The sequence below is a fragment of the Streptomyces sp. CC228A genome (assembly GCF_021390935.1).
Lineage (GTDB): Bacteria > Actinomycetota > Actinomycetes > Streptomycetales > Streptomycetaceae > Streptomyces.
On record NZ_JAJPUI010000014.1, the window covers coordinates 36,190 to 47,765 of the forward strand.

Sequence of the window (11,576 nt, forward strand, 5' to 3'; positions counted from 1 at the left end):
TTGTAGTCAACAGCTGCGCGGCGGCCCGCCGGGTGTTTCGCTGGAGGGCATGGCCTCCGACCACCGCGACCGGGCCGTACGCGCGGCCGTCGCCCACGGGCTGCTCTCCGAGTCCGCGCCCGTCGCCGCCCTCCTGGACGTCTCCGGCGTCCGCGCCTCGGCCGCCGCCCTGCGGGCCGCCTTCGCCGCGGTGACCGCCCCCGGCACGCCCGTGCTGCACGCCTTCGCGGTCAAGGCGTGCCCGCTGGTGCCCGTCCTGCGCCTGCTGCACACGGAGGGGCTGGGCGCCGAGACGGCGAGCCCCGGCGAGCTGGCGCTCGCCCGCGCCGCGGGCGTCCCCGCGGACCGCACCGTCCTGGACTCCCCCGCCAAGACCACCGCCGAACTGCGGGAGGCCCTCGCACTGGGCGTCGCCGTCAACGCCGACAACCCGCAGGAACTGGCCCGCCTCGACGCCCTCCTCGCCACCGGCCCCGCCCCGCGCGGCCCGCTCGGCCTGCGCGTCAACGCCCAGGTCGGACCCGGGACCATCGGCGCGCTGTCCACCGCCACCGCCACGTCGAAGTTCGGGGTCGCCCTGCGCGACGAGGGCGCGCGGGAGTGGATCGTGCGCGCCTTCCTGGACCGGCCCTGGCTCACCCGCCTCCACACGCACTCGGGCTCGCAGGGGCTGGCCCTGCCGCAGATGGCCGCGGGCGTGCGGGCCGTGTACGGGCTGGCCGAGGAGATCAACGCGGCCGCCGGGCACCGCCGCGTCGACACGGTCGACATCGGCGGCGGCCTGCCGGTGGACTTCTCCTCGGACGCGGTGTCGCCGACGTTCGGGCAGTACGCGCGGCTGCTCGCCGCCGAGGTGCCGGGGCTGTTCGACGGGCGGTACGGCCTCGTCACCGAGTTCGGCAGGTCGCTGCTGGCCAAGCACGGCACGGTGCTGGCGCGCGTCGAGTACACCAAGACGTCCGGGGCCCGCCCCATCGCCGTCACCCACGCCGGCGTCCAGGTGGCGACCAGGACCGTCTACGACCCGGTGGCCTGGCCGCTGCGCCTCGCGGTGTACGACGCCGCGGGCGTCCCGCGGACCGGCCCGCCGACCGACCAGGACGTGGCGGGGCCCGCCTGCTTCGCCGGCGACCTGCTGGCCGTGGCGCGGCCGTTGCCCCCGCTCGCGCCCGGCGACGTGGTGGCGGCGCTCGACACCGGCGCCTACTACTTCGCGCACCACTACGGGTACAACTCGCTGCCCCGGCCCGGCGTGTACGGCTACACCGTGCGGCCCGACGGCACCGTGCACTTCGCGACCGTACGGGCGCCCCAGCGGCCCTCCGACATCGTCGACGAGGCGGGCGGCGACCGGCCGGACGCCCTGCTGGCGGAGTAGGACGGACCGGCAGGACCGCCGAACACGGCGGCGGGCGCGGGGCAGATGAACGGCAGGCGCGCGGGGAGCGGACAAGCACGGCGGCGCGCGGGGCAGATGAACGCGGCGGGGCGCGCGGGGCAGACGAACACGGCGGCGGGCGCGGGGCAGATGAACACGGCGGGCGCGCGGGGCGGACAAGCAGGGCGGCGGAACACGGCGGGACGAGGCAGGCGGGCAGGGCGGCGGAACAGAGCGCGGCGGAACGGGGCAGGCAACGGATCGCGGCGGGACGCCGCAACGGGCGGGCAACGGAGCAGAGCGGCGGACCCTACCGCGCCCGGGGCACGTTCCACTGGAAAATGCCCGAAGTCCCTCCCTGAGGCTCGACGTTGCGTAACCTCTCCGTCACCGACACACACCCGTGACGCACACCTGGGGAGGGATTCGCGCGTGCCCGGAATCGACGAATGCCTGCTGGAGGCGATGACCCTACCGGGTGCGCGCGGCGCGGCCCTCGTCGACTGGACCAGCGGACTCGCCCTCGGAGCGGTCGGCGAATCGCCGGTCGGCGACCACGGCCGGAGCGCGGCGGAGGCGGCCGAACTCGCCCGCACCGCAGCGGAGTACGAGTGCTTCGCCGCCCAGGACGCCCCCGCGGAGGACGTCATCGTCGGCTCCGGCAACGGATACCACGTGCTCCGGTTCGTCGTCACGAACTTCGAGAGCAGCCTCTTCCTCCACCTGTGGCTCGACCGGGACACCGGGAACCTCGCCCTGGCCCGCCTGCGCCTGCGGGACCTGGCGGAACGGCTGGTGCTGTGATGACGGCGACCGTCCTCTCCCCCCTGCTGCGGCGGCTGGCCGCCGACCGCGCGACCGGCGCGCTCGTCCGGGACCACGGCACCCTGTACCTCGTCGACGGGGCCGTCGTGCACGCCGAGAGCCCGTACGCGCCCGGCCTCGACGCCCTGCTCGGCACGGCCGCGCCGCGGCCGCCGATCGGCGCGGGCGAGCGGGAGATCTGCCGCCTCGGCGCGCTCTACGACGCGGCGTTCTTCGCCCTGGCCCCCGGCCGCGGCCCCGCCCGCTTCCGGTACGGGGACGCGGCGCCCGGCTACGGGGACGCGGCGCCCGGCGTCCCGGCCCCCGGGCCGGGCCTCCCCGGCGCGGTGCCGCCGGGGCGCCCGGTCTCCGCCGCCGACGTCGAGCGGGAGACCCTGCGCCGCAGGGCCCTCCTGGACCGCGTGTGGCCCCACCCGGCCGTCGACACCGCGCCCGTCGTGCCCGCCCGCATGCCCCGCGGCCGCACCGCCGGCGTCCGCGGGCGCGCCCTGCTGGCCCGCGCGGACGGGCGGCACACCCCCACCCAGCTCGCCCACACCCTGGGCCGCCCCGCCTTCCACACCCTGCTGGAGGTCCGGCGGCTGGCCGCCGCAGGGCTCGTGGAGACCCCGCAGGCCACCGCACCGCCGCCCCCGCCGGCGGCAACGACCCCACCCGCACCGACCCCGCGTGCCCCGCACGGGACACCCGGCACCCCCGCGCCCCCATGGCCCCGACTCTCGCCGCTCCCGACGTCGACCTGCTCCGCCGGGTCCGAGACCTTCTGGAGGCACGCCTGTGAACACCGCCTCATGAGGCGCGCCCTGCGGCAGCGCGCCGAGAAGCGCCAACTGCTGTCCGCCGAGCCGTACGTCCTCGGGGAGCTGCGGCGGCTGCGGTCGCGCGTCCCCCGGCTGACCGGGGCGCTCGCGGCCTGCGACGGCTTCGTGCTGGCCCAGGACGTCCCCGGCGGCGACGCGGACGCGGTCGCCGCGCTCACCGCCGCCGCCGTCGGCGCCGCCCGCGGGCTGGCCGACACCGCCGCGGTCGGGGGCCTGCGCGAACTGCTGCTCCGCGGCGAGCACGGGTACGTCGCCGCGTACGCGGCGGGGGGCGCCGCCGTCCTCACCCTGCTCGCCGAGCCCGGGGTGAACGTCGGCCGGCTGCACTTCGAAGGGCGCCGGTCGGGCGCCCTCATCGGGGAGCTGGTGGACGGCGCCCTCGTAAGGCCGGAGCCGCCCCCGCACGCCCCCTGAAGCCATCCGCACACCGGACACCGAGCCGACCCCACAGGCCGACCCGCCCGGCACACCGAGCACACCCGGCCCACCGGGCGCACCCACCATGCCCGACACCCGGCACACACCCAGCACACGGACGAAAGGAAGCACCACCATGGCCAACGCGGAGACCGCCCTCAAGGAAGCCATGACCGCGATAGACGGGGCGGTCGGCGCCGCACTCGTCGACTACACCAGCGGCATGGCCCTGGGCACGGTCGGCGGCGGCAAGGACCTCGACCTCACCGTCGCCGCCGCGGGCAACACCGACGTGGTCCGCGCCAAGGTGCGGACGATGGAGATGCTCGGCCTCCAGGACGAGATCGAGGACATCCTCATCACCCTCGGCGGCCAGTACCACCTGATCCGGCTGCTCAAGGGACGCGGCACCAGCGGCCTGTTCCTGTACCTGGCGCTGGACAAGGGCCGCGCCAACCTGGCCATGGCCCGCCACCAGCTGCGGCGGATCGAGGCGGACCTGGACGTCTGAGCGGTACGGGCCTCAGCGGCGCCGTGCCCCTCCCGGTACGGCGTCGCCCGCGGCGACGCCCGTGGCCCTGAACTCCTCGACCCTCGCACCGACCGGGGCCCCGCCCCTGGTCAACCGGTCCACCGACACCCACAGCAGCTGCTCGGCCGCGCTCTCCCGGCGCCCGAGCCACAGCGCCTTCAGCCACAGCCCGGTACCCAGCCCGGCCAGCAGCAGGCCGAGCGCGCCCGGCACCGCCACCGAGGACGCCACCGCGGCGGGAAAGGCGAGCAGCAGCCACCAGCGCCGCCCCCGCCGCCAGTTCCGCAGGGTCACGGCACGGTCCTGGAGGATGTCGGCGCGGGCGGCCCGCCCGGCGCCCTCGGCCAGCCGCACGTACCGCCCGCGCCGTACGAGGGGCACGGCGGCCGCCGCGACCAGGAAGAGCAGCGCCCCAGTCAGCAGACCGATGCGCCGCCCGGTCAGCCCGGGCAGCAGCGCCCCGACGGCCGCCCCCGACAGCCCCGCCCACACCAGGGGCGCGGCCCCCGCCCGTACCACCACGGCCACTCTCGCCAGCGCCTGCCGTTCGCGCGCCACTGCTCCGCCTCCTGTCCGGTTCCGTACGTCTCGGCGGCGGAAGGTTACCCGCGTTCGGTGAGAGTCCCCTGAGAAAACCGCTACTCGACGAACAGCCCGCGGGCCGCCGCCCGTGCGTCGAACTCCTCCAGCCGGGCCTGCGCGTCCGGCAGCCCGTCGCACATCGACTCCAGCAGCACCCGGCCCAGCAGCATCGGGGCGCACGCCGTGTCGAAGGCGAGCGCCGTGCCGACGGCCGCGGGCAGCAGCAGGTCGCTGTGCGCGGCCACGGGCGCGAACGCCGAATCGGCGACGGTGACCGTGGTCAGCCCGGCCCCCTTGGCGTACGCGAGGGCGTCGACGACCTCCCGCGGATGCCGCGGCAGCGCGAAGCAGAGCAGCACGGACGCCCCGGCCCGTACGGCGGCGTCGATGCGGTCGATGAGCATCGAGCCGCCCTCGTCGAGGAGCCGCACGTCCGGGTGCACCTTCGCGGCGAAGTACGCGAAGCCCCCGGCCTGCGGCGACGACGCCCGCAGCCCGAGGACGGGCAGCGGACGGGACGAGGCGAGCAGGCGGCCGGCCCGCTCGACGGGCTCGGGGTCGGCGAGCAGGTCGGCGAGGTGGCGTAGGTTCGCGATCTCGGCGCGGACGGCCTTCTGGTACTCGTTGCCCTCGTCTCCGCCGTCGCCCGCCGCGGCCTCGGGCCCGCCCGGCGCGGCCTCCTCCCGCAGGTACTTGCGCAGTGCGGGATACCCGTCGAAGCCCAGCGCCACCGCGAAGCGGGTGACGGACGGCTGGCTGACACCGGCCAGCTCGGCGAGCTCCACGCTGGACAGGAACGGCACGTCGGCGGCGCGCCGCACCATCCAGTGGGCGATGCGCCGCTGGGTCGGCGTCAGCCGGTGGCCCTCGAACAGCGCCTGCAGCCGCGCCCCCGGACCGTCGTTCATGGTGCTCCCCTTCTCCGTCACCGCCTCACGCAGTATTCAGATTCCCACGCCTCTGCATGCACCTATGCAGCCGGGCCCGCACGGCACGGGCACGCACCGCGGCGCGCCGGGGCACCGGGCGCGAAGGGAGGGACGCGGCCGCCGCCAGGGGCCCGGCGGCCGGGAGGAGGGATGCGCTGCCGCAACCGCGGCCGGGCGCGGGCACAGGAGGCGCGGGCGGCGTCAGGCACCGGGCGGGTCCAGGGGCCCGGGACCGGCGCGGGGCGTTGGCGGGGCCGCCGCTGCCGGGCGCGGTCCCCGCTGCGGAGGGCGGGAGGAAGATCGTGCGGGGACCGCCGCACCCCCGGTCTCCGGGGGGCGGGACGACGGCGGTCCCCGCGGGGGACACGGGCCCGGGTCAGGGCCGGTCTCCGCGTCCGGCGGCGTCGTGACGGAGGCCCGGGAGCCGCTCCGGAAGTCCGTGACGCCGACAACTCAAAGGTGCCGGAGGCGTGTTAAGCCGGTGCTGCCGGTACGTGACGTGCGCGTACCGATTGCGCGAAGGCCCGCCGCGGCAGTCCGGCCGGCGCAGGCCCGCAGCCGACAGTCGGCAGTCGGCAGTCGGCAGTCGGCAGTCGGCAGTCGGCAAGATGCTGTCCGCCTCGCAGTTCCCGGTCCACCGCCGCCCGGCCCCGCCCGCCGCCGCACAGCGCGTGCGGCGGCGGGCGAGAAGGCGAAGGGGCCCAGAGGAACCACGCGGGACCGACAGGAACCGCGCGGGATTACTTGGCGTCGCGCGCCAGGAACGCCAGCAGGTCCTGGCGGCTGACCACGCCGGTGGGCTTGCCCTCCACCAGGACGATCGCCGCGTCGGCCCGTCCGAGCACCGCCATCAGGTCCTCGACCGGCTCACCGGAGCCGACCTGCGGCAGCGGGGCGCTCATGTGCTTCTCCACGGGGTCGTTCAGGGAGGCCCGCTGGGTGAAGAGGGCCTCCAGCAGCTCCCGCTCCACCACGGAGCCGACGATCTCGGCGGCCATGACGTCGGGGTGGCCGGCGCCCGGCTTCACGACGGGCATCTGCGACACGCCGTACTCGCGCAGCACCTCGACGGCCTGGCCGACGGTCTCCTCGGGGTGCATGTGCACCAGCGTGGGGATGGCGCCGCCCTGCTTGTCGCCGAGCACGTCGCCGACGCGCGCGGACGGGCCGGCCTCCTCCAGGAAGCCGTAGTCCGCCATCCACTCGTCGTTGAAGATCTTCGAGAGGTAGCCGCGGCCGCTGTCCGGCAGCAGGACCACGACGACGTCGTCCGGGCCGAGCTTCCTGGCCGCCTCCAGTGCGGCGACGACCGCCATGCCGCACGAGCCGCCGACCAGCAGGCCCTCCTCCTTGGCGAGGCGGCGGGTCATCTGGAACGCGTCCTTGTCGGAGACCGCGATGATCTCGTCCGTGACGTTCTGGTCGTACGCGGTCGGCCAGAAGTCCTCACCGACGCCCTCCACCAGGTACGGGCGCCCGGAGCCGCCCGAGTAGACGGAGCCCTCCGGGTCGGCGCCGATCACCTTCACCTTGCCGTCGCTGACCTCCTTCAGGTAGCGGCCGGTGCCGGAGATCGTGCCGCCGGTGCCGACACCCGCCACGAAGTGGGTGATCCTGCCGTCGGTCTGCTCCCACAGCTCGGGACCGGTGGTCTCGTAGTGCGAGCGGGGGTTGTTCGGGTTGGAGTACTGGTCGGGCTTCCATGCCCCCGGCGTCTCCCGCACCAGCCGGTCGGAGACGTTGTAGTACGAGTCGGGGTGCTCGGGGTCCACGGCCGTGGGGCAGACGACGACCTCGGCGCCGTACGCCCGAAGCACGTTGATCTTGTCCGTCGACACCTTGTCCGGGCAGACGAAGACGCACTTGTAGCCCTTCTGCTGGGCCACGATCGCCAGGCCGACGCCCGTGTTGCCGGAGGTGGGCTCCACGATCGTGCCGCCCGGCTGGAGCTCGCCGCTCGCCTCCGCCGCCTCGATCATGCGCAGGGCGATGCGGTCCTTGACCGAACCGCCGGGGTTGAAGTACTCGACCTTGGCCAGGACGGTCGCCTGGATGCCCGCGGTCACACTGTTGAGCTTCACCAGCGGGGTGTTGCCGACGAGGCTGATCATCGAGTCGTGGTATCGCACCGTTAAGTCTCCGGGGTCTCCGTAGTGGTCAAGCCAGCGTAAGCCGAGTGGATGCGTAGGCGGGCGCGGTTACGGGGCAGGAACCTCAGAGGCGGTGTTCACGCACGGTGTGCACAGTGGTACGGAGAGCCGTTACGGGAGGAGGTGACCGCCCATGTCGAGGGCACGGGTGGCACGGCGGATCGCCGCGGGCGCGGCGTACGGGGGCGGCGGCCTCGGTCTGCTGGGGGTGGCGGCGGTGGGGGTGGTGCTGGCCGAGGTGCAGCTGGCGAAGCGCTCGGTGGGCGGCGGGGTGGCCCCGCTGCCCCCTGCCGCGGACGGGCTGTACGGCCGCGTCTTCGACGGCGTACCGCTGCGGCTGGCCATGCTCGGCGACTCCACGGCGGCGGGCCAGGGGGTGCGGCGGGCGGGCCAGACCCCGGGGGCGCTGCTGGCGTCGGGCCTGGCGCAGGTGGCGGAGCGGTCCGTGGAGCTGCGGAACGTGGCGCTGCCGGGGGCGCGCTCGGACGACCTGGAACGGCAGGTCACGCTGCTGCTGGCGCTCCCGGGCCCGGTCCCGGACGTGTGCGTGGTCATGATCGGGGCGAACGACGTCACGCACCGGATGCCGCTGACGGCTTCGGTGCGGTACCTGTCGGAGGCGGTGCGGCGGCTGCGGGACGCGGGCGCGGAGGTGGTGGTCGGCACGTGCCCGGACCTGGGCACGATCGAGCCGGTCTACCAGCCGCTGCGGTGGCTGGCGCGGCGCCTGTCCCGGCAGCTCGCGGCGGCGCAGACCATCGTGGCGGTGGAGCAGGGCGGGCGCACGGTGTCGCTGGGCGACCTGCTGGGCCCGGAGTTCGCGGCGAACCCGCGGGAGATGTTCGGCGTGGACAACTACCACCCGTCGGCGGAGGGGTACGCGACGGCGGCGATGGCGGTGCTGCCGTCGGTGTGCGCGGCGCTCGGCGTGTGGCCGGAGCCGGACGTGCTGGAGGCGGACCGCCGCGAGGGGGTGCTGCCGGTCGCGCAGGCCGCGGCGGAGGCGGCGGCGGAGGCCGGTACGGAGGTCATCGGCGTACGGGCCCCGTGGGCGCTGCTCAAGCACCGCAGGCGCCGGCGGCTGGAGACCCCGGCGCCCGCCCCGGAACCCGCCGGGGCGCACGCCGCGGAAGCGGCGGGACCGGAGCAGCCGGGAGCCCCGTCCTCGGAGCCCGGCCGCTGACCCTTTCTGCCCGTGCGCCGGCGGCACAGGGCGGCGGGCGGGCCGTGTGGGGGCTGGCCTCCGCGGCGTACTGAGCGCATGCTTAGAAGTGCGGTGGGGGTCACACGCTCCGGACGGTGACCCCACGCGCTACGGAGAGGTAACTTCCCTCTCAGTTGCCCACCCCTTCCCCTGGAGAGCCGTGATGCCCGAAGCCGTGATCGTCTCCGCCGCCCGCTCCCCCATCGGCCGGGCCTTCAAGGGCTCGCTGAAGGACCTTCGGCCTGACGACCTGACCGCCACGATCATCCAGGCGGCGCTCGCCAAGGTCCCCGAGCTCGACCCGCGCGACATCGACGACCTGATGCTGGGCTGCGGTCTGCCCGGTGGCGAGCAGGGCAACAACCTCGCCCGGATCGTCGCCGTGCAGATGGGCATGGACCACCTGCCCGGCTGCACGCTGACCCGCTACTGCGCCTCGTCGCTCCAGACGACCCGCATGGCGCTGCACGCCATCAAGGCCGGTGAGGGCGATGTCTTCATCTCCGCCGGCGTGGAGACCGTCTCCCGTTACGTGAAGGGCAACTCCGACACGCTGCCTGACACGCACAACCCGCTGTTCGCCGAGGCGGAGGCCCGTACCGCGGAGCGTGCCGCGAACGGCGGCGATGAGGTCTGGCACGACCCGCGCGAGGACGGCCTCGTCCCGGACGCCTACATGGCGATGGGCCAGACCGCCGAGAACCTGGCCCGGCTGAAGGGCGTGTCCCGGGAGGAGATGGACGAGTTCGGCGTGCGGTCCCAGAACCTCGCCGAGCAGGCCATCGCGAACGGCTTCTGGGAGCGCGAGATCACCCCGGTGACCCTCCCGGACGGCACGGTCGTGAGCAAGGACGACGGCCCGCGCGCGGGGGTGACGCTGGAGGGCGTGCAGGGCCTGAAGCCGGTGTTCCGCCCCGACGGCCGGGTCACTGCGGGCAACTGCTGCCCGCTCAACGACGGCGCCGCCGCGCTGGTCGTCATGTCGGACACGAAGGCGCGGGAGCTGGGCCTGACTCCGCTGGCCCGGGTGGTGTCCACCGGCGTCTCGGCCCTCTCCCCGGAGATCATGGGGTACGGCCCGGTCGAGGCCAGCCGGCAGGCGCTGAAGCGCGCGGGCCTGACGATCGACGACATCGACCTGGTGGAGATCAACGAGGCGTTCGCCGCGCAGGTGATCCCGTCGTACCAGGACTTGGGCATCCCGCTGGAGAAGCTGAACGTGAACGGCGGCGCGATCGCCGTGGGCCACCCCTTCGGCATGACCGGCGCCCGCATCACCGGCACGCTGATCAACAGCCTCCAGTTCCACGACAAGCAGTTCGGCCTGGAGACGATGTGCGTGGGCGGCGGCCAGGGCATGGCGATGGTCATCGAGCGGCTGAGCTGAGACGCAGCGCAGCGGAGTCGAAGTTCAGCGCGACCGTCAGCCAGGGCGGCTGAGCTGAGACGCAGCGCAGCGGAGTCGAAGCTCAGCGCGACCACCGACCGGTGCGGCGCAGTCGGGCGGTGGCTCCGCTGGTGCCCGTGAGGCGTGGGGCGACCTGCGCCGAATGACGCCCGGCTAACCCTTCCGCGTCCCTGCCGTGACCGAATCTCCCCCAGGATGTGACCTACATCCCGGGGGAGATTCGTTTTTGCAGGTCACAGGCGTGGAAGCGGGGAACCGCGGCGGAAGAAACCGGCGCAATTCGTGACGTAAGGCACTGACAAGGGGGCGAGTTCCACGACAAGCTGATGTAGGAAGTGCGGGGGATCGATTGAAACCGGGAGTAAGTCAGTGAGCGCCATGTCTTTCGCCCTGCTGCTGACGACGGCCACCGCCACGGCTGTGGGCGCCGCCGCCTTGTTCACGGCCCGCGGACTGCGCCGGCAGATGGCCGCGCTGCGCGAGGAGCTCGCCGCGGCCCGGCCGGCTGCTGGTCCCCTGCTGCCGTCCGTGCCGCACGCCCGTACGGACGGGGCGCCGGCTGCCGAGGCGGCGGCCACGGCCGACGAGATACGCACCGCCGTCGCCGAGGCGCTGGCCGAGGAGCGGGAGCGCGAGCTGGCCGAGGCCCGGGCGTTCTGGGCGGCGCAGGAGGCGCGGGACGCCGCCGACTCCCCCGCGTCCCTCCTGGGCGGGGCCTCCGCCCTGCAGGCCGCCGACGACGAGGGGCCGTACTTCGTGCCCCGCCAGGCGGACTTCACCGGCCTGGAGGCGCTGGACCTGGACGACCCCGCGTACCCGGAGGGCACGGACCCGCTCGCCGGTCTCGCGGAACTCGCCGACCTGACCGCGGACCCGCTGGCCGACCTGCCGGAACTCGCCGCGGCGGGCGAGGGCGTGACCGACCACCCCGAGGACTCCCCCGAACTGGCCGCGGCCCGCCGCCGCCACCCCTCGCACCCCGACTTCGTGCCGGTGCGGACGCCCGTCGCCACCGACCACGAGCGCACGGTGTCCCGCCTGGAGGAGCTCGCCGCGTCGCGGACGGCCCTCACGGACGTGCGGCCCGGGCCGCTCGGCACCCTGGATGTGTACGTGTTCGCGGACGGCACCACGCTGTGCATGACGCCCGGCCACCGGGAGACCGCCGAGCGCCTCGCGGAGGCGCTGCGCGACGGAGCCACGCCCGTCCTGCTGGGCGGCTCCGGGGTGTCCGGCGCGTACGCCCTGACGTTCTCCTGCGGCGCCGGCACGGACGAGAACGTGTACATCCTCGCGGACCGCGTCATCGCCTCGCTCTGACTACCAGCGC

Annotated in this window: 10 protein-coding genes; 7 read left to right on the plus strand and 3 right to left on the minus strand. The window is 74.9% G+C overall.

The features are described from left to right. Window positions 1-49 precede the first annotated feature (49 nt). The 4 genes from L6E17_RS28595 to L6E17_RS28615 all read left to right on the plus strand — a co-directional run bounded on the left by L6E17_RS28595 (window position 50) and on the right by L6E17_RS28615 (window position 3,952). Entirely contained in the window at window positions 50-1,378 is a 1,329-nt protein-coding gene (locus L6E17_RS28595) for a diaminopimelate decarboxylase (protein WP_236243546.1), read from the plus strand. A gap of 432 nt (window positions 1,379-1,810) precedes the next feature. Then, entirely contained in the window at window positions 1,811-2,182 is a 372-nt protein-coding gene (locus L6E17_RS28600; protein ID WP_071265928.1) for a hypothetical protein, read from the plus strand. Beyond that, on the plus strand, window positions 2,182-3,438 hold the full coding sequence (locus L6E17_RS31730; protein WP_374109176.1) for a roadblock/LC7 domain-containing protein: 1,257 nt from the start codon (window positions 2,182-2,184) through the stop codon (window positions 3,436-3,438). Before L6E17_RS28600 ends, L6E17_RS31730 begins: the two co-directional genes overlap by 1 nt. A gap of 139 nt (window positions 3,439-3,577) precedes the next feature. Beyond that, entirely contained in the window at window positions 3,578-3,952 is a 375-nt protein-coding gene (locus L6E17_RS28615) for a hypothetical protein (RefSeq protein WP_236243548.1), read from the plus strand. A 12-nt stretch (window positions 3,953-3,964) separates the two neighbouring features. On the opposite strand, the gene L6E17_RS28620 is transcribed toward L6E17_RS28615, so the two are convergent. The 3 genes from L6E17_RS28620 to L6E17_RS28630 form a co-directional block, all read right to left on the minus strand. Further along, a complete protein-coding gene (locus tag L6E17_RS28620) occupies window positions 3,965-4,531 on the minus strand; it encodes a hypothetical protein (RefSeq protein WP_236243549.1) in 567 nt (188 codons plus the stop codon). A gap of 80 nt (window positions 4,532-4,611) precedes the next feature. Continuing rightward, window positions 4,612-5,463: a MurR/RpiR family transcriptional regulator gene (locus L6E17_RS28625; protein ID WP_236243550.1), complete on the minus strand. Its 852-nt coding sequence runs from the start codon at window positions 5,461-5,463 to the stop codon at window positions 4,612-4,614. Window positions 5,464-6,224: 761 nt separating this feature from the next. Then, entirely contained in the window at window positions 6,225-7,613 is a 1,389-nt protein-coding gene (locus L6E17_RS28630) for a cystathionine beta-synthase (RefSeq protein WP_236243551.1), read from the minus strand. A 154-nt stretch (window positions 7,614-7,767) separates the two neighbouring features. Between L6E17_RS28630 and L6E17_RS28635 the strand changes: the two genes are divergently transcribed. The 3 genes from L6E17_RS28635 (at window position 7,768) to L6E17_RS28645 (ending at window position 11,566) form a co-directional block, all read left to right on the plus strand. Next, window positions 7,768-8,817, plus strand: coding sequence for an SGNH/GDSL hydrolase family protein (locus L6E17_RS28635; protein WP_236243552.1), 1,050 nt, complete (start codon window positions 7,768-7,770; stop codon window positions 8,815-8,817). A gap of 184 nt (window positions 8,818-9,001) precedes the next feature. Next, window positions 9,002-10,225 carry an acetyl-CoA C-acetyltransferase gene (locus L6E17_RS28640; RefSeq protein WP_236243553.1) on the plus strand — a complete coding sequence of 408 codons (1,224 nt, stop codon included), beginning with the start codon at window positions 9,002-9,004 and terminating at the stop codon, window positions 10,223-10,225. 399 nt (window positions 10,226-10,624) lie between these two features. Continuing rightward, on the plus strand, window positions 10,625-11,566 hold the full coding sequence (locus tag L6E17_RS28645) for a hypothetical protein (RefSeq protein WP_268985764.1): 942 nt from the start codon (window positions 10,625-10,627) through the stop codon (window positions 11,564-11,566). Window positions 11,567-11,576 lie beyond the last annotated feature (10 nt).

Bases quoted from the DNA above. Each gene is read 5' to 3' on its own strand.
- L6E17_RS28595 (WP_236243546.1), top strand. From the start codon at position 50: ATGGCCTCCGACCACCGCGACCGGGCCGTACGCGCGGCCGTCGCCCAC.
- L6E17_RS31730 (WP_374109176.1), top strand. From the start codon at position 2,182: ATGACGGCGACCGTCCTCTCCCCCCTGCTGCGGCGGCTGGCCGCCGAC.
- L6E17_RS28615 (WP_236243548.1), top strand. From the start codon at position 3,578: ATGGCCAACGCGGAGACCGCCCTCAAGGAAGCCATGACCGCGATAGAC.
- L6E17_RS28625 (WP_236243550.1), bottom strand. From the start codon at position 5,463: ATGAACGACGGTCCGGGGGCGCGGCTGCAGGCGCTGTTCGAGGGCCAC.
- L6E17_RS28635 (WP_236243552.1), top strand. From the start codon at position 7,768: ATGTCGAGGGCACGGGTGGCACGGCGGATCGCCGCGGGCGCGGCGTAC.
- L6E17_RS28640 (WP_236243553.1), top strand. From the start codon at position 9,002: ATGCCCGAAGCCGTGATCGTCTCCGCCGCCCGCTCCCCCATCGGCCGG.
- L6E17_RS28645 (WP_268985764.1), top strand. From the start codon at position 10,625: ATGTCTTTCGCCCTGCTGCTGACGACGGCCACCGCCACGGCTGTGGGC.